General features: G+C 44.8%; 20 protein-coding genes. 10 read left to right on the forward strand and 10 right to left on the reverse strand.

Annotated features, from left to right (window positions below; translation table 11 throughout):
• Window positions 1–41 precede the first annotated feature (41 nt).
• On the forward strand, window positions 42–1,772 hold the full coding sequence (locus ACHZBG_RS14475) for an ABC transporter ATP-binding protein (protein WP_320130174.1): 1,731 nt from the start codon (window positions 42–44) through the stop codon (window positions 1,770–1,772).
• The gene (locus tag ACHZBG_RS14480) at window positions 1,759–3,576 is read left to right on the forward strand and encodes an ABC transporter ATP-binding protein (protein ID WP_320130175.1); all 1,818 of its coding nucleotides are present in this window, start codon (window positions 1,759–1,761) and stop codon (window positions 3,574–3,576) included. Before ACHZBG_RS14475 ends, ACHZBG_RS14480 begins: the two co-directional genes overlap by 14 nt.
• 27 nt (window positions 3,577–3,603) lie before the next feature.
• Here the strand turns inward: ACHZBG_RS14480 and ACHZBG_RS14485 are convergent, their stop codons facing one another.
• Entirely contained in the window at window positions 3,604–4,083 is a 480-nt protein-coding gene (locus tag ACHZBG_RS14485) for a GyrI-like domain-containing protein (RefSeq protein WP_320130176.1), read from the reverse strand.
• A gap of 543 nt (window positions 4,084–4,626) precedes the next feature.
• Here ACHZBG_RS14485 and ablA point away from each other — a divergent pair.
• Together ablA and ablB are read left to right on the forward strand one after the other, a co-directional pair.
• Window positions 4,627–5,970, forward strand: coding sequence for a lysine 2,3-aminomutase (gene ablA, locus ACHZBG_RS14490; RefSeq protein ID WP_320130177.1), 1,344 nt, complete (start codon window positions 4,627–4,629; stop codon window positions 5,968–5,970).
• The gene (gene ablB, locus ACHZBG_RS14495; RefSeq protein ID WP_320130178.1) at window positions 5,963–6,814 is read left to right on the forward strand and encodes a putative beta-lysine N-acetyltransferase; all 852 of its coding nucleotides are present in this window, start codon (window positions 5,963–5,965) and stop codon (window positions 6,812–6,814) included. The genes ablA and ablB overlap by 8 nt, the downstream gene beginning before the upstream one ends.
• A 94-nt stretch (window positions 6,815–6,908) precedes the next feature.
• Here ablB and ACHZBG_RS14500 read toward each other — a convergent pair whose 3' ends face one another.
• The 3 genes from ACHZBG_RS14500 to ACHZBG_RS14510 are packed head-to-tail and all read right to left on the reverse strand — an operon-like array spanning window position 6,909 to window position 10,137.
• Window positions 6,909–8,330, reverse strand: coding sequence for an FAD-binding oxidoreductase (locus tag ACHZBG_RS14500; RefSeq protein WP_320130179.1), 1,422 nt, complete (start codon window positions 8,328–8,330; stop codon window positions 6,909–6,911).
• Window positions 8,327–9,325, reverse strand: coding sequence for an electron transfer flavoprotein subunit alpha/FixB family protein (locus ACHZBG_RS14505; protein WP_320130180.1), 999 nt, complete (start codon window positions 9,323–9,325; stop codon window positions 8,327–8,329). The genes ACHZBG_RS14500 and ACHZBG_RS14505 overlap by 4 nt, the downstream gene beginning before the upstream one ends.
• Window positions 9,322–10,137, reverse strand: a complete 816-nt coding sequence (locus ACHZBG_RS14510) for an electron transfer flavoprotein subunit beta/FixA family protein (protein WP_320130181.1) — start codon at window positions 10,135–10,137, stop codon at window positions 9,322–9,324. The genes ACHZBG_RS14505 and ACHZBG_RS14510 overlap by 4 nt, the downstream gene beginning before the upstream one ends.
• Window positions 10,138–10,557: 420 nt before the next feature.
• Between ACHZBG_RS14510 and ACHZBG_RS14515 the strand changes: the two genes are divergently transcribed.
• The 4 genes from ACHZBG_RS14515 to murQ all read left to right on the forward strand — a co-directional run bounded on the left by ACHZBG_RS14515 (window position 10,558) and on the right by murQ (window position 14,597).
• On the forward strand, window positions 10,558–11,835 hold the full coding sequence (locus ACHZBG_RS14515; protein ID WP_320130182.1) for an extracellular solute-binding protein: 1,278 nt from the start codon (window positions 10,558–10,560) through the stop codon (window positions 11,833–11,835).
• A gap of 77 nt (window positions 11,836–11,912) precedes the next feature.
• Window positions 11,913–12,827 (forward strand): sugar ABC transporter permease, encoded by a 915-nt coding sequence (locus ACHZBG_RS14520; RefSeq protein ID WP_320130183.1) that lies wholly within the window; start codon window positions 11,913–11,915, stop codon window positions 12,825–12,827.
• Window positions 12,824–13,678: a carbohydrate ABC transporter permease gene (locus ACHZBG_RS14525; RefSeq protein ID WP_320130184.1), complete on the forward strand. Its 855-nt coding sequence runs from the start codon at window positions 12,824–12,826 to the stop codon at window positions 13,676–13,678. Before ACHZBG_RS14520 ends, ACHZBG_RS14525 begins: the two co-directional genes overlap by 4 nt.
• 22 nt (window positions 13,679–13,700) lie before the next feature.
• Window positions 13,701–14,597 carry an N-acetylmuramic acid 6-phosphate etherase gene (gene murQ / locus ACHZBG_RS14530; protein ID WP_320130353.1) on the forward strand — a complete coding sequence of 299 codons (897 nt, stop codon included), beginning with the start codon at window positions 13,701–13,703 and terminating at the stop codon, window positions 14,595–14,597.
• A 105-nt stretch (window positions 14,598–14,702) separates the two neighbouring features.
• Here murQ and selD read toward each other — a convergent pair whose 3' ends face one another.
• From selD to yedE, 4 genes are read right to left on the reverse strand one after another with little or no spacing between them, the layout of a single operon-like run.
• Window positions 14,703–15,716: a selenide, water dikinase SelD gene (selD, locus tag ACHZBG_RS14535; protein WP_320130185.1), complete on the reverse strand. Its 1,014-nt coding sequence runs from the start codon at window positions 15,714–15,716 to the stop codon at window positions 14,703–14,705.
• Between the two features lie 2 nt (window positions 15,717–15,718).
• Window positions 15,719–15,961, reverse strand: coding sequence for a DUF3343 domain-containing protein (locus ACHZBG_RS14540; protein ID WP_320130186.1), 243 nt, complete (start codon window positions 15,959–15,961; stop codon window positions 15,719–15,721).
• Window positions 15,961–16,167 carry a sulfurtransferase TusA family protein gene (locus ACHZBG_RS14545; protein ID WP_320130187.1) on the reverse strand — a complete coding sequence of 69 codons (207 nt, stop codon included), beginning with the start codon at window positions 16,165–16,167 and terminating at the stop codon, window positions 15,961–15,963. Before ACHZBG_RS14545 ends, ACHZBG_RS14540 begins: the two co-directional genes overlap by 1 nt.
• 12 nt (window positions 16,168–16,179) lie before the next feature.
• The gene (gene yedE / locus ACHZBG_RS14550) at window positions 16,180–17,241 is read right to left on the reverse strand and encodes a YedE family putative selenium transporter (RefSeq protein WP_320130188.1); all 1,062 of its coding nucleotides are present in this window, start codon (window positions 17,239–17,241) and stop codon (window positions 16,180–16,182) included.
• 101 nt (window positions 17,242–17,342) lie between these two features.
• On the opposite strand from yedE, the gene ACHZBG_RS14555 reads away from it, so the two are divergent.
• Window positions 17,343–18,491, forward strand: coding sequence for an aminotransferase class V-fold PLP-dependent enzyme (locus ACHZBG_RS14555; protein ID WP_320130189.1), 1,149 nt, complete (start codon window positions 17,343–17,345; stop codon window positions 18,489–18,491).
• Between the two features lie 6 nt (window positions 18,492–18,497).
• On the forward strand, window positions 18,498–19,460 hold the full coding sequence (locus tag ACHZBG_RS14560) for an XdhC/CoxI family protein (RefSeq protein ID WP_320130190.1): 963 nt from the start codon (window positions 18,498–18,500) through the stop codon (window positions 19,458–19,460).
• Here ACHZBG_RS14560 and ACHZBG_RS14565 read toward each other — a convergent pair.
• Together ACHZBG_RS14565 and phoU are read right to left on the reverse strand one after the other, a co-directional pair.
• Window positions 19,448–20,521 carry a peptidoglycan bridge formation glycyltransferase FemA/FemB family protein gene (locus tag ACHZBG_RS14565; protein ID WP_320130191.1) on the reverse strand — a complete coding sequence of 358 codons (1,074 nt, stop codon included), beginning with the start codon at window positions 20,519–20,521 and terminating at the stop codon, window positions 19,448–19,450. The two genes, ACHZBG_RS14560 and ACHZBG_RS14565, sit on opposite strands and share 13 nt — an antisense overlap.
• Window positions 20,522–20,585: 64 nt before the next feature.
• Window positions 20,586–21,242, reverse strand: a complete 657-nt coding sequence (gene phoU / locus ACHZBG_RS14570) for a phosphate signaling complex protein PhoU (protein WP_320130192.1) — start codon at window positions 21,240–21,242, stop codon at window positions 20,586–20,588.
• Window positions 21,243–21,256 lie beyond the last annotated feature (14 nt).

Consider the following 21,256-nt stretch of genomic DNA (forward strand, 5'->3'; position numbering starts at 1 on the left):
ACCCTCTTTACAAAGGAACTGAATTTACAGATTATGTGCCTATGAATATCCTGAGGCGGTATGTTCATACATACAGGACGCCTTTTATCCTTGCAATCATCGCGGTTGCCTTGGAGTCATTATGCGACTTACTTGGCCCCACCTTCATGGCAAGAATCATAGATGAAGGAATACTGAAGAACTCCATGGAAGCTGTCTACCATTGGGGTCTTTTAATGCTTTTTATCAGTGCCCTGGGAGCACTGTTCGCACTAAGCCGTAATTTTCTTTCCAGCAAGGTTTCGCAAGCCTTTTGCGCTGATCTTCGCCATGACCTGTTTTCCAGTATTTTACATCTCTCCATACCCAGCTTTAATACTCTGGAAACCGGTTCCCTTATTACTCGTATGACAAGCGATGTACAGCAAGTAACCCAGGCCGTCAATGGAACAATGAGAGTTTTCATCAAGGCTCCGGTAACTACTGTAGGCAGTATTATTCTATCTACGATGCTCAATGCTCGTTTGAGCTGCATCATCTATGGTATTGTCATCATTCTGTTTCTTTTGATTTATCTGGGAATGCACATTTCCTATGACCGATTCACAAAATTGCAAAAGGCATTGGATGCAATAAATAGCCGTGTAGAGGAATATCTGCTCTCAGTACGTCTGATCAAAGCTTTTGGCACCTATACAAATGAACAAGCTAAATTCGAAAACATCAACCAGCAGTTGCAATTCGATAGCGTACAAGCACAGATGATCATTACGTTTCTCACCCCTCTGCTAAGCTTCATAGTAGGACTCGGAACTTTGGGAATCCTGCTGTTGGGAAGCAAGCTCTTTTCCCTTTCCTTGGTCAATGCCGGGGATATCACGGCATTCACTGTTTATATCACCCAATTGCTTGGGTCTATATTGATGATGACCAATGTCTTTAATATTCTCATCCGTACGAAAGCCTCCCTCAAACGTATCGAGGAAGTCTTCAGCAAAGAAGCACTTAGTGAAATTTCCCAGACCAATTCTGATATGCCGCCTGTAACAGAACTATCTTTTTCTCATGTAAACTTTTCCTATGTAGGTCAAAAAAATTCAAAAACCCTCGAGGAAATTTCTTTTTCCATACAATCAGGGCATAGTCTTGCCATCATCGGCCCCACCGGAGCCGGAAAATCGACTATCGCCTCTTTGTTATTGCGTTTCTATGATGTACAGGAAGGCAGCATCAGAATAGGGAATACCGATATCAAGGATATCGACAAGCATAAGTTGCGCCAAGCCATAGCCTTCGTAAGCCAAGAACCCAGCCTTTTTTCAGGTACCCTTGAAAAGAACCTCACCTGGGGCAAGAAAAATGCAAATAAACAAGAAATGAAAGAAGCCCTTTTTTTAGCGCAAGCTCTCTTTGTGCAGGATATGGTGGACAAAGAACAAAGCCATATAGGAAGTGGAGGAGCCACTCTTTCAGGAGGTCAAAAACAACGCATTGCCTTGGCCCGTGCCTTACTGAAAGACAGCCCCATCCTTTTACTTGATGATACCACCAGCGCTTTGGATACAATCACTGAAGCAAAAGTACGCACTGCCCTTCTGTCCCATAAAGAAAACAAGATACTCATTTTCATAACCCAACGCTGTTCCCTGGCTAGCAAAGCCGACAATATCCTGGTGTTGGAAAATGGAAAGCAAATGGGCCTGGGTACCCATGCACAATTGCTTTCCAATTGCTCCGTCTATCGGGAGATCTTTGTATCCCAAAATGGGAGGGAAACTCATGGCGCAAGCTGAAATTCCCAGAATTGACGGAAATCGAGTCGGTGGAATGAACCGTTTCGGCTCCAATTTAAAACCAAGAGATAAAAAGCATACCTTGCATAGGCTTTTGCAGCTGTTTTTGAATTATCGTCGTACCCTGATTTTTGCCATTTCACTCAGCTCCTTTTCTGCATTTTTTACCGTAGCCATTCCCTATCTGGTCGGAAAAGTCTTTGATACCTTTTCTGCGACGACAAGAAGCGTCGATCACCAATTGCTCAATCGATTATTGTTGGCTCTTTTGGTGTTGTACATAACCAATGCTCTGGTAACTAGTCTCAGCCATTATTCGATTTTAAGGATTTCCCAAAAATTGGTGAAAAGCCTACGCTCACAATTCTTTGCCAAATTGCAGCGGCTTCCCCTTGCCTTCTTTGATACAACCTCCTCTGGGGATACCATGAGCCGTATTACCAATGATATTGACATGATCAGTCAATCGCTTGCACAGGCAACAACTCAATTGCTTGAAAGTTTTTTGACACTTTTAGGCTCCCTTTCGGTAATGTTCATACTCAATGTACCGCTTTCCCTTTGTATAGTATGCTGTGTTCCCTTTGTATTTCTCCTGACCAATTTCATCTCTCATAAAAGCCGATCCTATTTTCTTAGCCAACAAAAGAACCTTGGGCAAATCAACGCACTGGTGGAAGAGAGCATCCAGAATCTCAGGATTATCAAAGCCTTTTCCAAGGAGGATGACATTGACAAGGAATTCTCTCAGCTCAACTCCCGGCTATGCAGTTCAGGGACTTCTGCACAGACATATGCAGGCCTCTTGATGCCACTGATGAATGTGCTGAACAATTTCACCTTCGCTATAGTAGCCATAGTCAGCGGAATGCTTTGTACCAAGGAGGGGATGCTGATAGGAACAGCCATAACATTCCTTACCTATTCCAAGCGATTTGCTTCCCCCTTGAATCAAATGGCCGGTTTATTCAACACCATACAAGGAGCCCTGGCAGGAGCCGAACGGGTTTTTGATGTGCTTGACCGTTCTGAAGAAAAAACCGATGAGAAAGATGCAATTGCTTTGACCCATATAGAAGGAAATGTTGTCTTCAAGCAGGTAGATTTTTCATACGATGCACAAAAGCAAATATTATTTGATATTTCTTTTCAAGCCCAAAAGGGACAAGTCATCGCCTTGGTAGGTGAAACCGGATCAGGGAAAACAACAATCGTAAATCTACTTACCCGTTTTTATGACGTGGATAGCGGATCAATTACCTTGGATGGAATTCCCATCCAGCATATACGACGGGAAAGCCTCAGGCATTGTTTTACGGTAGTATTGCAGGAAAGTTGCCTATTGATGGGAACCATTGCCGATACCATCCGCTATGGCAGACCTGAGGCGACAGACGAGGAAGTTCTTCAAGCCGCACGACTAGCTCATGCGGATCATTTCATACAAAAACTTCCGCAGGGTTATCAAACAATGATTGCACCTAACACTCAACTCTTGAGCCTTGGAGAAAGACAACTGCTTGCAATTGCCCGTGCAGTGCTCTCCAATAGCCCGATTCTTATCCTGGATGAAGCAACCAGTTCCGTGGACACAAAAACAGAAAAAGAAATTCAGATAGCCCTGACGACCTTGATGGCAGGACGCACTAGTTTTCTTATAGCCCATAGACTCTCGACCATCAAGGAAGCTGACCAGATATTGGTAATTTCCCAAGGTAGAATTTGCGAGATGGGAAATCATGAGACCTTGATGGCACAAAAAGGACAATACTATGAAATGGTGCAAAGCCAAGGCGCTTGGTAAATAAGGGATTGCAACTAGTCCGCTCAACTATTTCTGGATTCTCCTGATAGGAAAATATAAATAAAGCTGACCATTTTCTTTCGGACTCATATATTCCTGCACGGCACCTACAAGAGAAAGCCCTTGCCTCGAGATATAGATAAGTCCCTCTGAAAATGCCAATTGGTAATCTCCAATAATTTTTATCGTTAAATATTCAAAAGCAGGAATAGTCCATTTAGTCCAGGTTGCCGATGCTTCTTCATTGTTACCCACTTGAACCCCAGCCAGATACAATCCCTTTGTGAAATGATCCTCCCAAGGTAAAAATGATACAGAAAAATCTGACATAGCACCCCAGAATCCCAAGAGGTTGCCTTCAGCATCCTTACTAGCCAATGATGAGATCTCATCAAAATGCGCATTCGCACTAGCCCAGACTGTTTGCACCATATCCTTGCCATCTTGTGTGGAACCAAGTTTTCCGATCACGGAAAAAGATGGCTTCGTACATCTCTCAAAATTCATTCAAAAGCCTCCTGCTGGTAAACAAAAGTAAATCTTAGGTTCATCACCCCGGTTATAGTACCTCTTGCAAGGATATCAATTACAGAAAAAATATTGAATCTTTAATTACAAGTATAGAATATCTGAATCCCACTGATTAACAATACTTTTTATTCTTTTCTTTATAATTATTTACATAGTTTCCATTGCTTTTTAACTGACATGCGACATCTCCTGCCTGCAACTCATAACTATTGAAATAATATGAAAGAGATCCCTATGGAATTTTTGTAAAAAAATAATCTTTTTTTGTCTTTATCTTCAAATTAATTCACCTTGAAAATAGTATTTCTGGTAGTACGGAATACTGCTTTTTTCAAGTGCTTTGTAATGCCTTTCAATGGTCCGTTGCAGTTATTCATTATCTGTGTTATAATTAGGTTACAGCGAAAATGTTAATGCCTTTTTAGGGGATAGCGTAAGCAATAGTATTGCTTGCAAAGTCGTGTCCCAAAAACAGCCCGAAATGTACGTACCGTGCATTACCTCCAAGGAGTTTTTCTTATGCCTTTTTCAGAATCACAACAACAAATCATCGATCGTTTCGATACAGTCATAGATCATGCCCATTGGCACGATTGGAAATGGCAGATCAAACATTGTATCCGCGATATAGCTACGTTTGAGACCTTGTTGAATTATTCCTTTCCCGAGAAACAACGAAAAGACATTGAAAAGACCATACAAAAATTCCCCATGTCCATCACCCCGTACTATCTTTCACTGATCCAAGTCGACCCAAATGAAAACGATTCCATCGAGAATGACCCAATTTTCAAGCAATCGGTTCCCTCAGTACAGGAACTGAAAATCATGGATTGGGATATGAAAGATCCTCTTCATGAAGATATTGACAGTCCTGTCCCCGGGTTGACCCATCGTTATCCTGACAGGGTTCTCTTTCTGGTCAGCAATACCTGCGCCATGTACTGCAGGCACTGTACCAGAAAACGAAAAGTCGGGGATATCGATAGCATACCTGATCGTGAACGCATCGAAGCGGGAATTAAATATATCGCTGACCATAAAATTGTCAGGGATGTCCTGCTCAGCGGAGGGGACCCTCTTCTGCTCAGTGATGAATATCTTGACTGGATCCTTACTGAATTGAGAAAAATAAAGCATGTCGAAATCATACGGATCGGTACCAGGGTTCCAGTTGTACTTCCTTATAGGATTACCGATGAATTGGTAGCCATGCTCAAAAAGCATCACCCTTTGTTTCTCAATACGCAATTCAATCATCCCCGTGAAATGACCGACTCTTCCAGAAAAGCGCTGGCAAAACTTGCTGATGCCGGTATTCCTCTGGGAAACCAATCAGTATTGCTCAATGAGGTCAACGATTGCCCTCGAATCATGAAATCCTTGGTGCATAAGTTGGTACAAAACAGGGTACGTCCTTACTATCTCTACCAGTGTGATCTTTCCGAAGGACTTTCCCATTTCAGGACTTCCGTAGGAAAAGGCATAGAAATAATGGAAAGTCTGCAAGGTCATACCAGTGGGCTCTGTGTTCCTACCTATGTCATCGATGCACCCGGAGGTGGCGGAAAAATTCCGGTAATGCCCAATTATCTCATTTCCTGGTCCACCAACAAGGTCATCCTGCGCAACTACGAAGGTGTAATAACTACCTATCAGGAACCAAGGACCTACGTTCCCACCACGTGCGATCGAAATTGTGAGAAATGCAGCCTAGAACTCAAGCTCCAGGATGCCGATGAATACAAGGCAATAGGAATAGAGCGACTGCTTTGCGATTATGAAGAGAGTTACTCCATGACTCCCGAGGGTCACGAGAAAGCAACTCATGGGTATCAACAAGAGGAGGCTGTCATTGTATGATGTAACACTCACGCTTAGTGGAGCCCTGCTACAGCATGGACATAATAACAGCCGAGTATATCTTATGGATATCCACGATGCAGACCCTCTCACGCTCATCGGCGAAATGAGTAGTCTTGCAAAGAAGAATGGGTACGGCAAGATTTTTACGAAGGTTCCGAAATCAAAGACTGAACCCTTCCTGCAGGCAGGTTTTTCCAGGGAAGCCTTGGTCAAAGGACTTTATGGCGGTCAAGAGAACGGTTTGTTTCTCAGTAAGTATATGAATCCTTCGAGGGCCAATGAAGAAAACAGCTTACAATATGCCAAAGTGCTTACCATGGCACAGGAGAAAAAATACGCAACCTTGGCCCCATTGAAAAAGGGAACGAAAATCAGGCTTTGCACATTGGAAGATATTCCACGTATGTCTTACATATACAAGCAAGTATTTTCTTCCTATCCCTTCCCTATTGATGATCCTTCATTCATCGAAGCCTCTCTTAAAGGCAGTACCGTTTTTGCGGGAATCGAAAAGAACGGAATGCTGGTTGCCCTATCCTCGGCCGAATGTAATTTTGCACAAGATCATCTGCATGCAGAAATGACCGATTTTGCAACGTTACCTGACTTCAGGGGAAACGGGTATGCTTCCCATCTCTTGCGTTTTCTCGAACACGAAACCAAAAAAAGAGGAATCAAGACAGCCTTCACCATTGCCAGGGCAATATCAAAGGGAATGAACATTACCTTTGCCAAGTCCGGGTATGTGTACGGGGGAAGACTCAAGAACAATACTGATATAGCCGGTACAATTGAGAGCATGAATGTCTGGTACAATGATTTGACGGAAAAAGCCGTATAAACTTTTATATATCCTACCCCAGAAGTTTTAATAACCTCTGGGGTAGATTTTGCGCTACTACTACATAGCCAATTTACCACATAACCTGATCAAACTAGCGAATCTCTATGATTTTCCCTGGGTTCATGATCATCTGGGGGTCAAAGGCTTTCTTCAAGGTACAGAACAAATCATATTCGGCATCGGGGATTACTTCCCTGAGAAATTCCCGTCGCTTGATACCTATACCATGCTCACCGCTAATTTTTCCTCCTAACTTCCCTACGATAAAGGCATAGAGTTCTCGCAATAGCTTTGGTTCGATATCATGCCAATGCCCAAGGGTAGTCTTGGGGTCTTTTACTATCGTCGCATGGAGGTTGCCGTCGCCTGCATGCCCATAGCAAGGAATGGTCACCCCATATTTTTCGGACAGTCTGGTAAGTTCCGGCAATACCTGGGGAATGAATCCAATGGGAACCACGATATCTTCCAAGCTCTGGACAGGACTATAGACCTTCAAAGCCTCGGCAATGTTTCTTCTCACTGCCCAGATACGCTCTTGGGTATTCTTGTCCTCTGCAATGTAGACTTCCATCGCCCCGTTTGCCTCACAGATATCCCCTACTGCCATCAACTCCTGTTCCACCTGCCTATCATCGGTACCATCAATTTCAATAAGCAACATCGCACCGACACCTTCAAGAGGCAGTGTTTCATTCAGATAAGTACAGGACATGTCCAGGGAAGTCCTGTCCATGAACTCCATGCTTGTAGGTATCAGTCCCTTTTTCATGATCACCGAAACGACTGCTATTGCTTCCTCTGGAGTCTTGAACGGTACAAGAAGATCGGATTTCGCCTTGGGCATTCCCAAAAGCTTGATCGTTGCCTTGGTAATAATTCCCAAAGTCCCCTCCGACCCTATATACAGTTGTTTCAAATCGTATCCACTGACATCCTTGGTTACCTTTCCACCAAGTGTAACTATCTTGCCCTCAGGGGTGACCACTTCCAAACCCAAAACATACCTACCGGTAACGCCGTATTTGACAGCCCTTCCCCCTCCAGCATTCTCGGCGATATTACCACCTAAAAAACACGTTTCGAGACTCATGGGGTAACCGGCGAAAAACAACCCATGGGAAATAAGCTGATTGTTCAATTCATTGGTAATTATTCCAGTCTCCGCGGTCACAGTCAAATTGCTCTCATCGATTTCGAGAATCTGGTTCATTCTCTCCACGGAAAGGACAATTCCCCCAAAAATGGGAATTGCTCCCCCGGAAAGCCCTGAACCGGCACCTCGGGGAGTCACGGGGATATGCAACCGGGTAGCCAATTGCATAATCTGGGCTATTTCCTGCGCTGTCCTTGGTTTGACCACCACTTCAGGCATATGTCCATAATCAACGGCGGAGGTCTCGTCATGTCCATAATTTTCCATTCGTTCCAGATCACTGATAATATTGCCCTTACCCACAATCTGTGACAGTTCTGCAACAATTTCTGGGGTTATCTTTGTATATGTATTCATTTCTCTCTATCCTGTGTGCCAAGGCGCCTTAGCAATTCTGGGATGATTGCAAACAGATCCCCGACTATCGCAAAATCGGCAACCTGAAGCAGATTTGCATTTTCATCGTTGTTGATAGCTACAATGCACTCCGCAGTTTTTATTCCTGCCAAGTGCTGGACTGCTCCCGAAATGCCGATACCTATATACAGCTTTGGAGAAATCGTCTTTCCCGATAACCCAACTTGATGTGGATAACTTTTCCATCCACGATCGACTGCATCGCGAGAAGCTCCGACCTGGCCACCGAGACAACTTGCCAGCTCGTCTACCAGATGAAAATTGTCCCGCTTCTTCAACCCTCTTCCCCCGGCAACCACAATATCAGCTTCTTCCAAGGAGACTTCATTGCCGATTTCTTCACGAGTCGAAAGAACTTGCACCCTCTTGTCATACCAGGCAGGATTCCATGTGATGTGGACCAATTCCCCTGTCCGTTTTTCATCCTTGGCAAGCGCCCTGCAGGACTTTGGCCGTACTGTTGCCATCTGGGGTCTATGATTGGGAGTCTTGATGGTAGCCATGATATTCCCACCGATGGCAGGGCGTGTCTGCAAAAGATTTCCTGTTCCCTTTTCAATGGCAAGTTCCGTACAATCGGCGGTAAGCCCCGTCTTTATCCGGACTGCCAGATAGGGAAGAAGGCTACGTCCTGTAGTTGTTGCCGCACTAAGCAATACTTGCGGTTTATATTCACTGATCAAATACGCCAGTACGTTGGCATACGTTTCGCATACAACATCACCAAGACAAGGATCCTCTACATAATAGACGATGTCGGCACCATGGTGAAACAGTTTCGACAATTCTGCTTCTGTACACTTATTTCCCAGGATGACCGCACATAATTTACAACCAACTTCATCTGCCAAAGCCCTGCCTCTTGCCAGCAATTCAAAGGAAACATCCTTGAGTCTCCCCTCATGTTGTTCCGAAAGTGTCCATATATCGTTCATTTGACTTTCCTCATGGTCAGCAAATCCTTACTGGATAGGAATTGCAGCAGTTCATCCACGGCACCCGGTATGGCTTCTTCCTCAGAAGCCGTCACAACCTTACAGGATCTGGTAAGTTTGGGACTCTCAATTTTCACTACCCTGGTTGGAGAACCCAACAGTCCAAGATTCGTGGAATCAAGATTAAGGTCCAAGGCTCCCCACAGAGGAATATCCATGGCCATTGCTCGTTTTTTCCCCCTTAGTGTAGGCAACCGGGGAGAGGCAATCTCCTTTACTACCGTCAAAACAGAGGGAAGCATCGCCTTTACCTTTTGATATCCTTCCTCCACCAAACGTTCCGCGACAATATAGGTGTCAGTCAACTCTTCGATAGCAGAGGTATAGGTTACCAGGCTCATGGAGAGCCAACTGGCAAGGCCTGGTCCAACCTGACCGGTGTCTCCATCGGTAGCTCTCTCCCCTGCGATAACCAGATCAACATTGCCAAGTTTTTTTATTGCCTCTGCCAGCGTATAGGAAGTAGCCCAGGTATCGGATCCTCCAAAAGCCCTATCCGATAGATGCACTGCATCATCACAGCCCATGGCGATGGCTTCCTTGAGCACCTTTGCAGCATTGGCAGGTCCCATGGTAAGAACGGTAATTCTTGCACCCGTTTTTTCCTTGATGCGCAAGGCTGTCTCCAAGGCATAGAGATCAAGGGGATTTACTATGGCATCGGAACCAGAACGAATCATGGTACCGGTTTCGCGATCCATCTTGACATTGCTGGTTTCCGGAACTTGCTTGATCGGAACGACTATATACATGTTTCCCTCCTCCAATTCACTGACCTGAAAGCGTATGTTTCAGTATCCTCTTCAGGTATGGTAATATATTTTCTGAAAAGAACTTGCTATCTATATTCCTACCAAAATTCACATAAGTCCCATTCTTTTCGTGTCTGGTTCATGAAAAGAATTTTCAAGGCAATGGTCGTCAGGCTTTGCCACCATGAAGAAAAACCAGAGAGAAACTGCAGATTTGGGCAGCCAGCTTCCAACATGATGCAATCATAGCATCGGTTATTATAATTGGCAATTTCTAAAAATATTTTTCATATACATCAAATTTTTACTAAAACATAATTTTATTTTTTCTTGACAAAAGATAACTTGGAGCCTCAAAATCATTCATATACACGGCAATTTTCTTCCACTACAAGAAATCACAAATCAAGGAGAAGTTCAATGAAAAGAAATGTAATTGCTTTCCTGCTCATTTCACTGCTTGCCACCGGTACTTTGTTTGCAACGGGAACAGTCGAAACAAGTTCTGCCGATTCCGCAAAAAAAACAGTTTTGCAGTTCTGGACCTGGCGTCCTGAGGATGTTGAGTTCTACGATAACCAGATTGCAAAATTTGAAACTGAGAATCCTGACATCCAAGTGGTACAGACTGCCTATAAGAACACAGAATACAATACCATATTGGCAGCTTCCCTCTCAGGAGGTTCAGGGCCTGATGTCTTCCAAGGTAGGGCCTACGGCGGCTTGGCCACCTATGCTGACTCTGGATTTCTGGAACCCTTGGAACAATGGATGCCTGAACTCAAAAACTACTCGGCAACTGCTTTGTTGGGAGCTACCTCACCAACGGACGGCAAGGTCTATGGAAGCCCTGCGGTAAGCCAGACCGTATTCATGTATTATAATATCGATGTATACAAGAAACTGGGACTCTCTGTTCCCAAGACCTGGGACCAACTCATCGCCAACTTTGATGCAGTTGCAAAGGCAGGTTACACGGCCCTGGGCAACGGTGCCAAGGATGGTTGGACCCTTGAGACAATGCTGGGAGGCATGGGACCCGTCTTCTACGGCGGAACAGACTTCTTCAATGCAGTTGTTACAGGAAAAAAGAATTTCCAGGATCCATCTTTCATCAAGATGGTGGAAAAGATGAAATCCCTTACTGCCTATATGCCCAAGATGTACATGGGTATTGGGTATGATGATATGAGATCGAACTTTATTAATGAAGTCTCACCTCATTTGATCGCAGGCTCCTATGAGGCAGCCTATTTCAGGGCACAAAATCCAAATCTCAACTTTGGCATCTTTGGCATTCCTGGGGAAAAGGCAACAGATCCTGCCTATGTCTCAGTATATGCAGACATGAACTTTGCCATGAACGCCCATAGCCAGAATAAGGAAGCTGCCGTAAAATTCATGAAATTCCTTTCTTCAAAGGAATTCGGGAAGTCAATCGTCTCGGACATGAAGATGGTAACCTCTGTACCAGGGGTTGATGCTTCCTCCGATCCGTTCATCGCCCAGGTCCTTGAGCTGCAGAAAAATGCAACTCCATATCTCTTCCTTGTAGGTTTTCGGTATAACCAGCCAACAGGATCTTCCTTGTGGCAAGCTGCCGCACAAGGAGTAATGGCAGGAACGATTAGCCCCGCCGATGCTGCAAAGCAAATTCAAGATGGAATAGCTTCATACTACAAGCCTTTCCAGAAATAGATCTATCCTAGGGAAAAACCATACAGGCCTGTTGAAAACTACCTGTATGGTTTTGAATCTTCATATAAGGAATTACCATGAACCAACGCAAAATACAGAAGGCCTCGTGGATTGCCTTGTTCATTACACCGGCTTTGTTGGTTGTGGGGATATTCATCCTCCTTCCTCTGTTTTTGACGCTCTATAACAGCCTTTTTTCCTGGAACCAGCTTATCAGAAGCGATTTTGTCGGACTGGATAATTTTCATAAGCTTCTTGGCTCCTATCCTTACAAGGAACGATTTCTCAATGCCTTGGGAAACAACCTGACATGGTTCGTATCCACGATGCTCATCCAAAATTCCTTGGGCCTGCTATTCGGCTATTTATTAAGCAGGAATATTCCCTTCGCCCAAGTATTCAAGAAACTTTTCTTCATCCCGGTTCTCTTTTCTATAGTTGCTGTCGGTTTCTTATGGGGTATCTACCTCAAACCCTCCGGGCTCTTGAATAATTTCTTGCAACTCATAGGACTTGAAAATCTGCAACGCGCCTGGCTTGGTTCAGAACAACTGGCAACCCCTTCCATTATCCTGGTAAACATCTGGCGCTGGGTTGGTTTTCCCTCTCTTGTGTTCTTGGCAGCCATTGACGGGGTACCCCAGGAATGCCTGGAGGCCGCTTACCTTGAAGGCGTCGGGGAATGGAAGCTTTTCTGGAAAATCATATTTCCCCTGATTATCCCGGCGATTACCATCATTACGGTTCTTACAGTCATAGGAAGTCTCAATGTCTTTGAACAAGTGTATATCATGACAGGTCTTGATGGTGCTCCCAACTATTCGACAGATACCATCGGAACTTTATTTTACAGGACGGCCTTTGGCTCCGTAGATGCCGGGGTACCTTCAATCGGGATAGGATCCGCCATCGGGTTGATCATTTATTTGCTTACGTTTGCAATTTCCTTGGTCTCTGTGTTTTTTACCAAGCGAAAGGAGGTCCAGTTATGATAACCGATTTCCATTACAAAGGAGCCTCACCTGGCAAACGAATATTCATCACTGTCATGATCATTATCATGTGCCTCTATGGAATACTTATCATCTACCCTTTATTCAATATGTTTACGTCTTCTTTCAAGACCAATAGAGCCATTCTCTCCACTCCCTTCTCACTTCCTTCCGAATTCTCTTTGCAAAATTTCAAAACAGTCTGGATTGACAAGGGATTCTCCCATTTCTTTTACAACAGCATCCTGGTTACCCTGGTCTCCATGTTTTTTGTCATTCTATTTGGATCAATGGCTGCCTATGGGATTGCCAGATATACGTATAAGGGAAATACACTGGTCTACATGCTTTTTCTCAGCGGCATCATGCTCCCCTTGAAAGCGGCAATCATTCCGTTATTCCTGATTATCAAGAGTATGGGACTCATTAATTCACGCTTGTCTGTCATCATGATTTTCATGGCAATGGGACTTCCTTCCACCGTCTTCATACTCTCGGGGTTCATGAAATCTGTTCCTGTTGAGCTGGAATATGCCGCCAGAATAGATGGTTGCAATGATTTTACCATCTATTGGAAGATTGTCATGCCCATGGTAGCCCCTGCCCTTGCCCTGGTTACCATCTACAATGCAGTACCTATCTGGAATGATTTCTTCTTTCCCCTGGTCTTTTTGCAATCCAATGCGATGAAGACCCTTCCTGTTGGATTAAGTACCTTCTTTGGACAATATAGCACTAATTGGAACCTTCTCTTTACAGGACTATCCATCGCAATTCTGCCGATGTTGATACTATATCTTTTCATGTCCAAGTATTTCATCAAGGGCATGACAGCAGGGGCAGTAAAATAAAAGGAGTCCTTACGTGAATTCTATGTTACCAACCACCGAGCAAAGAAATCCTGCTTCCTATAAAATCGATACAAAATCTACGTTGGAAATTTTACAGATCATTAACAATGAAGATAAAAAAGTACCTGTTGCCGTGGAACAGATGCTCCCGACAATCGCAAGCTTGGTTGATGATATCGTTGTTTCCTTCAATGATGGCGGAAGATTGTTTTATATTGGGGCTGGAACCTCAGGCAGACTGGGCGTCCTGGATGCCTCGGAATGCCCTCCTACGTTCGGGGTTCCTGTCGATATGGTGCAAGGACTTATCGCCGGGGGGATTCCTGCCTTGACCTCGGCTGTAGAATCAGCTGAGGATGACTTTGAAGCTGGAGTCACGTCCCTCAAGGCAAAAGGCTTTTCCAAGAAGGATGTATTGGTAGGAATAACGGCTTCCGGGCAAGCTCCCTACGTAATAGGGGCCATGGTTTATGCGAAGGAACTTGGTTCAACGGTAGGGGCAATCTCCTGTAACGAGGAATCACAAGTTTTCTGCTATGCAAAGCATAAAATCTTTCTCTCAGTGGGTCAGGAGATCATAACAGGTTCGACTAGGATGAAATCAGGGACTGCGCAGAAATTGGTACTCAATATGCTTACAACTGCAGCCATGATCCGTATCGGAAAAGTATATAACAACCTTATGGTGGATTTGATGCCCCTGAATGCAAAGTTAGTCGATAGGGCAAAACGACTCATCGATGAAATTACCGATTGTGGACCGGAAAAAGCGGCAAAGCTGTATGCAGAAGCCAATGGAAACGTAAAGATTGCCATAATAATGTCCAGTCTGCAGATTACGGCATTGAAAGCAAGCGAATTGCTTGGAAAGAATGCGGGAAGTATCAATAGGGTGCTGGATTCCAGGAAAATCCAATAGGCTTGGGTTCCTTTTCATGTAGGCTTTTTCCACATAACAAAAGGGATTCTAACTGTAAACGGTACAATCCCTTTTTTATCTCTCTAAGTTTTTTTTAAAACAGTACTACATAACCAACAAAGGCTTGTCACCCTTTTTTTGAACATACCCTATGATTGGGAATCCCGTCTTCTTGCTATAAGCCAATCCATCTTTTTTTGGCATGCTAAAAAGCAAGCCTCCTGAAGTCTGGGGATCAAACAGGACATCCTTGAGGCTTTGCCTCACCAAAGGATTCATATCAACACAAGGACCGATATAATCGCGGTTGTTATACATACCTTCTGGATTCAACCCAAGATTTGCATAGTCCTCTGCATAGGGAAGCACTGGTACCTTTTCACTTTCAATAACCAACTGCACCTCACTGGCCACAGCCATTTCCTGACAGTGTCCGAGCAAAGAGAATCCGGTAATATCGGTAGCAGCATGAACGATATGGGACAAAGCTTCATCCCTGGCTCTTTTATTAAGAGTCGTCATACTCTCAAGAGCAGCCTGGGCAGCGCTTTCACAAGCCATTTCTGCCTTTACCGCAGTATTTATGATCCCTACCCCCAGGCTCTTGGTAAGAACAAGGAGATCCCCTTCTTGGGCACCCTTGTTCGCCCAGACTTCTCCTTCCTTGGCAAAACCCGTGACACAAAGCCCATACTTTGGAGTTGGGTCTGAGATGGTATGGCCCCCGGCAATCACCGCCCCGGCCTCGGTTGCCTTGCTCAAGCCACCAAGAAGGATCTGTCGCATCACATCAAGATCAAGACAAGAAGGAAACATCATCAAGTTCATGGCAATCTTCGGCTCACTGCCCATGGCATAGATATCACTCAAGGCATTGGCGGCTGCCACTTGCCCAAAAGTATACGGGTCATCAACCATAGGCGGGAAAAAATCAACCGTCTGGATTACCAAAGTCCCATCATCCAACCGATAGACCAACGCATCATCACTATTTTCAAAACCACCCACCAGATGCTCATCATGCATTGAAGGCAAGCTTTCCAGAACCTCATGCAATTGGGCAGGTGGAAGTTTTGCAGCGCAGCCCGAGGTTTTTACCATTGAGGTCAATTTAACCATGATTACTCCTTGGCCTTGAAATATACCTGAATCTTTTTTGCCTCGTCGATACCATAGATGCCTTCCAAGGCCTCATCGACAAAACCAGTATCCCAGGTTTTTGCCTCATAGCGGGCACAAGTCCCGCAGGAGGAAGACAAAACCCTGGGAACTGGCATCAAGGTACAGTCAAACTGTTCTTTTTTTGCAAATTCCCTAAATTGGATTGCACCAAAATGGGTGAAAAAAGTCGCATAATAAACCATCAGATCCTACTGAGATAAAGGGTCCATCCCTCTCCCTCTTCCTTGGTTTCCACTGAATATTTTGCTGCATTGGCATAGCGGGTAACATTTTCCAAAGCTGCCCGGTTATCGACCAAAACAGTCAATTTTTCCGGTTTTCCATCCAAAACTTTTTTTGTCTCAATAATCGGCTGTGGGCAGGAAAGCCCTCGTGCATCAACTTCCATATTGTTTTCCTCCTAGTTCTTTGCTTTTCGCATCACGGATGCGGCAATCAGTGAAATAACTACAAAACCAACGATTACGGCAACCTTTCCATTGGTTGTAGCACCGGCACCAGAGGAAGCAAGCCCAAAATTGTGGGCAAAAGCAGCTCCTACCAGCATTCCAAGTACGCTCATGGCACTATCACTGCTTCCCTCACCGGCAAGGATTGTCTGTCTGAGTGGGCAACCACCGATCAAGACCGAACCATACCCTACCAAAGCCATGCCCAGGAAATTCCAAAGGGAATTGGTATGGGCTATTGGTTGATTTGCAAAGGAGACATGGAAATCCCCAGTGATCAAATTAAATATCAAGGCAGCCAGGAATACAAACAAAGAACCAATGAACAGGGTATTGTCCTTGAACAAGAAGAGATCGCGGATGCCTCCAGCCATACAGAATCTGTTGCGCTGGGAAAGGATCCCGACGACCAAGCCACCGGCGAGAGCGAGTAAAATAGGTGCATGCAGGCTACCAGGACCTTTTTCGCTGAATTTCAGCAAAGCAGGAATAAAGAGAAGGATTGCCAACAGAGCCAATGTAGCAAAACTAATTGCAGAACCTTCCACCTTGCTTTGCTTGTAGCTTCTTCCCAAGGAAAATCCTTTGCTCAACAAAAGAGAGCCAACAATAATACCACTTGCGAAGCCAAAGAAGCCGACGACGGCATTCAGGTCGCCACCTGCAAGGCGGAGCAATAAACGGAAAGGACAACCAAGGAAAACCAAGGCTCCGATCATGACAAAAAACGAAATTACAAACCTTGTGAACGGAGAAGATCCCCCACGTGGTTTGAATTCTCCCTTGACCATACTGATGATCAAAGACCCAAGCAAGAGACCCATTACCTCTGGCCGAGCATATTGGACGGCTGCAGCGGAGTGCAAGGAGAGTGCTCCTGCAGTATCTCGAATGAAACATGCTATACAAAAGCCCATGTTCTTCGGATTCCCCAACAAAACAAGAATTGCTGCAATACTACCTATGATAGTTCCGGCAATCGCAAGATTTCTTTTTTCTTTCGTGACAGTCATTGCTTTCCTCTTCCCCTTTTAGAAACATTCTGCAACAATTTAACCATTATTCTCGCAAAACTGCAATGGAAATTTTTAAAATTGTATGGTAGGCTATTCCCATGCATGGAATTTATTTGGATAACGCTTCCACCTCTTGGCCAAAGGCACCCACTGTCGCTTCGACAATGAGTGAATATATCACCACCTGTTCAAGCAATATTGCCAGGGGTGGATACGAAAGTGCTTATGATACAGCCTTGGTTGTCCATCAAACCAGGGAATTGCTGGGATCTCTTTTTGGCTTTTCGCATCCTGAGTGCACGGTATTTACCACAAACGTCACCCAATCGTTGAATATGGTCATCAAGGGGCTATTCACCAAGGAAGACCATATCCTGGTCAGTTCCATGGAGCACAATGCTGTCATGCGGCCGCTCGTGCAAACCGGCATCCCTTTTTCGAGAATTCCCTGTGACCTTATGGGACGCTTGAATATAGACTCAATCCACTCCCTGGTACAAAAGAATACCAAGGCAATCATCATCACCTTGGCCTCAAATGTATCGGGAACGGTCATGCCAATAGAGACGGTTGCCTCGCTATGCAAGGACCTTGGGTTGCTTTGTATCGTGGATTCTGCCCAGGGAAGTCCGGTAATTCCCCTTTCCATGGAAGGTATGGGTATAGATGCCATTGCCTTCACCGGCCATAAGGGTTTGCTGGGCCCCCAGGGAATCGGGGGGCTCTTGCTTACCCCGGATCTTGCAAGACGAATCGATCCATTGGTAACAGGGGGAACCGGCAGCATGAGCGAAAGCGAAGAGATTCCCCCCTATCTTCCTGACAGACTTGAGGCAGGAACCCTGAATCTTCCGGGTATCATTGGTTTGCACGCAAGTTTGCAATATTTCTTAAAACATAAAGATGAGTTGATCGCCCGGGAAATGGAGGCAACTTCGCAGTTGCTTGAATTCTTTCTCTCCTGTCCACAGGCAAAACTCAAGGGGTTACCTACCATAGAGGGAAGGACAAGTGCAATCAGCATTGATTTTCCTGCCTTTGACAATGCAATTGTATCGTATAAACTACAAGAATTGGCAGGCATCGAGACCAGGGTGGGCTTGCAGTGTGCTCCCAGCGCCCATAAAACCTTGAAAACCTTCCCAAGGGGAACAGTACGTTTTAGCCCTGGATATTTTACCCTTACTGCTGAAATAAACGAAACCGTTGCAGTTTGCAAACGGGCATTGAAGGAATTAGGAGAATAATCGGAGATGAAACAATATTACCAAAAAATGCTTGAGGCTTTGCAGTCAGGCGATTTGATACGAAAGACAATTCTCACAGGAGAATATACAGGAACTGAATTATTATATTCAGAAGGAAAAATGATAGCCTCCCTACCCGAATTGCCGGTTTCTATGGATACTATGCAAGTAATGGAAGAACACCTCGGGACTAAAGTGCATCTAGTACTTTGCGGAGGAGGGCATGTCGCCAAAGAACTATATGAGCTTGCCAGGCTGATGGAAATGGAAGTCTCCATCCTTGACGAGCGGGAAGAATTCTGTAATGAGGAGCTCTATCCCAAGGCAGAACTTCACTGTGCCCCATTCATCGAGACCTTGGAAACTCCACAACCGTGGATCAAGCCATATTATGTAATTGTCACCCGTGGACATGGTTTCGATCAGGTATGTCTTGAGAAAATCCTGACCCTCCCCCATTCCTATATTGGGATGATAGGAAGCAAGAGCAAGGTAAAGATTACCTTTGAAAACCTTCGCTCAATGGGATTTTCTGAGGAGATCCTGTCTACAGTCCATGCGCCTATAGGACTTGCCATCGGGGCAGTGACGGCAAGCGAAATAGCCATCAGCATCATGGCAGAGATAATCAGTGTCTATAGAAAGGACGAACCAGGAGTCAGGATCGATCCTAGGTTATTGCAAAAGCTAACCCAGCAAGAGGGATATATTCTTGCCAGGGTCATCGAAAAGACAGGTTCGGCACCTTGTGATGTAGGGTTCCAGATTGCAGTGTTTCCTGACGGAAAAACCTTTGGCACCGTGGGTGGTGGCATGGTGGAAGCAATGGCTATACGCCATGCAGGGACGATGCTTTTGTCCAAAATCAAACAAGCGGAGATTGTTCATTATGAGCTGGACAATACCAAGGCAGGCTCACTGGGCATGATTTGTGGCGGGAATGTGAAAATACTTTTTCAGGTTCGATGATATCCTGGCTCCACCATTTCATAAGCAAAAAGTTCGTTAGTCAATTCTTCATCAAACGAATAATCCCAACAACCCATTCGATGGAATATCGTACCTCCAAACCCCTTCTTGAAAGTATTGAGGCCATGCATCGGATGGGATTGTTGCTCTGAAGGTGCAATTCCAAACATGTCATATTGGGTACAACCCCAAATTCTTGCCTGTAGAATTGCATTCCACTGCAAAGCATAGGTGCTCATGCTATTTCTGTTCCTTGAAGAAGAGGCCCCAAATAAATATGTTGCCCTGTTTGCCGAATGAGTCAGGAACATGGCTGAGAGAGGAACTCCATCCAATTCCGCAAGAAAAAGGGAAAAACCTGCTTCATTTCCACGCACACCAAAAAAAGAACTGAAGTAGGAACTATCATGCAAATTCAACGAATTTCGGACACAGGTCTCCTTATATAATTCGTAAAATAAAGGCAAATCCTCAAAAGTTCCTTTTCTGACCACAACACCTTTTTTTAGGGCAAGCCTAATGTTGTAACGAGTTTTTGGATGCATTCGTGATAAAATATCGCTTTCACTTCCCTCGATGTCTATGAATATTGTGTCAGGCGGCAATTGATCGGTACAGGACTTTCTAAGCAGTTTTTTCTCGGTTCCCCAATTAAGCCTGAGTTCTTGCAACATGCGTTGCAAATTTTCCTCTTCCCAAGGTCGTTTCCAAGGCAAGTCATATCGGAGCAAGACGCAGTTTCGAGGAAGCCTATCCCTCAACTGTTCTGAAAGCTCTTCCAGGAAGGAGCCCATTTGTGACTCCAAGGGACTTAATACTGGTCCATAAGGTACATAGGCAATTGAATGTTCACAACTGATGGGAGAGAGCAAGATAAGTATATCATCCAAGATAAACGAAGACCCCGGTAATCCCAGGATATCGCTTGAACGGGCTTTTATATCATATGCCAAGGGTTTGAATCCTTGGTTCCTTTTCACTTGCGACCAGAAAGAACTCTGGTGCAACAAAGGGGTTTCATACAGGAAAGAAGGGGGCTTCTCCTGCAAAGTAAGGTTCATCACATCCTCCCATGCCATGGTACTGTTCTCAGTACCATAGCATGTATTCCCCTGAGGATAAACCCTAGTTCAATTTTGGTCGAATACTATCAATGGTGAACACCATCCATTCACAAATATTGGTTGCATGATCTCCCAGTCGTTCCATTTCCTTGGTCAGATAGAAACATTTATACAGGGCTACCCTCTCTTCATCCGAAGTACTCTGGTAGTCAAATAAAAGCTTGTTGATCATATCCCGCTTGGCATCGATGGTATCATCCATCTTGGCAACCAGTTTTACAGGATCTGAAGTCTGGCTATCCATGGCATCAGCAACACTGCGTGCCATCTTTGCCCCTGAAAGCGCCATTTCACAAATAAGCGATACGATGAAATCAACTTCCTTGCTATGGGGCAGGGAACTTCCTACCTTGGCAAGATGGGAAGCATAGTCACCCATTCGCTCTATTTCTCCCGCTATCTTTAAATCAGAAATCGTCTGACGCAGGAAATGGGCATAGGGGCGTTCCGTGACCAATAACATGATTCCATCATGCTCTGCGTTATCGCGCAACGTATTTATAGCCTGATCATGGGCAATGATCTGATTGGCAAGGGCTCCATCTCGTTTTCGGGTAGCTTCTACAGCCAAAAAGATGGCCCCTTCCACTTCATTGAGCATCTGTACAAGCAACTCATGATAATAATGCAATTTTTCTTCCAACTGCGTTGTCTTCATATCATTTTCCCCTA

The organism is uncultured Sphaerochaeta sp. (assembly GCF_963676625.2).
GTDB lineage: Bacteria > Spirochaetota > Spirochaetia > Sphaerochaetales > Sphaerochaetaceae > Sphaerochaeta.

Bases quoted from the DNA above. Each gene is read 5' to 3' on its own strand.
- ACHZBG_RS14540 (WP_320130186.1), bottom strand. From the start codon at position 15,961: ATGGTTTATTATGCGACTTTTTTCACCCATTTTGGTGCAATCCAATTT.
- ACHZBG_RS14525 (WP_320130184.1), top strand. From the start codon at position 12,824: ATGATAACCGATTTCCATTACAAAGGAGCCTCACCTGGCAAACGAATA.
- ACHZBG_RS14500 (WP_320130179.1), bottom strand. From the start codon at position 8,330: ATGAATACATATACAAAGATAACCCCAGAAATTGTTGCAGAACTGTCA.
- ablA (WP_320130177.1), top strand. From the start codon at position 4,627: ATGCCTTTTTCAGAATCACAACAACAAATCATCGATCGTTTCGATACA.
- ACHZBG_RS14560 (WP_320130190.1), top strand. From the start codon at position 18,498: ATGAAACAATATTACCAAAAAATGCTTGAGGCTTTGCAGTCAGGCGAT.
- ACHZBG_RS14480 (WP_320130175.1), top strand. From the start codon at position 1,759: ATGGCGCAAGCTGAAATTCCCAGAATTGACGGAAATCGAGTCGGTGGA.
- ACHZBG_RS14520 (WP_320130183.1), top strand. From the start codon at position 11,913: ATGAACCAACGCAAAATACAGAAGGCCTCGTGGATTGCCTTGTTCATT.
- ACHZBG_RS14505 (WP_320130180.1), bottom strand. From the start codon at position 9,325: ATGAACGATATATGGACACTTTCGGAACAACATGAGGGGAGACTCAAG.
- ACHZBG_RS14515 (WP_320130182.1), top strand. From the start codon at position 10,558: ATGAAAAGAAATGTAATTGCTTTCCTGCTCATTTCACTGCTTGCCACC.
- ACHZBG_RS14555 (WP_320130189.1), top strand. From the start codon at position 17,343: ATGCATGGAATTTATTTGGATAACGCTTCCACCTCTTGGCCAAAGGCA.
- selD (WP_320130185.1), bottom strand. From the start codon at position 15,716: ATGGTTAAATTGACCTCAATGGTAAAAACCTCGGGCTGCGCTGCAAAA.
- phoU (WP_320130192.1), bottom strand. From the start codon at position 21,242: ATGAAGACAACGCAGTTGGAAGAAAAATTGCATTATTATCATGAGTTG.
- ACHZBG_RS14475 (WP_320130174.1), top strand. From the start codon at position 42: ATGAATATCCTGAGGCGGTATGTTCATACATACAGGACGCCTTTTATC.
- ACHZBG_RS14510 (WP_320130181.1), bottom strand. From the start codon at position 10,137: ATGTATATAGTCGTTCCGATCAAGCAAGTTCCGGAAACCAGCAATGTC.
- ACHZBG_RS14565 (WP_320130191.1), bottom strand. From the start codon at position 20,521: ATGAACCTTACTTTGCAGGAGAAGCCCCCTTCTTTCCTGTATGAAACC.
- ACHZBG_RS14485 (WP_320130176.1), bottom strand. From the start codon at position 4,083: ATGAATTTTGAGAGATGTACGAAGCCATCTTTTTCCGTGATCGGAAAA.
- ACHZBG_RS14545 (WP_320130187.1), bottom strand. From the start codon at position 16,167: ATGGAAGTTGATGCACGAGGGCTTTCCTGCCCACAGCCGATTATTGAG.
- murQ (WP_320130353.1), top strand. From the start codon at position 13,701: ATGTTACCAACCACCGAGCAAAGAAATCCTGCTTCCTATAAAATCGAT.
- yedE (WP_320130188.1), bottom strand. From the start codon at position 17,241: ATGACTGTCACGAAAGAAAAAAGAAATCTTGCGATTGCCGGAACTATC.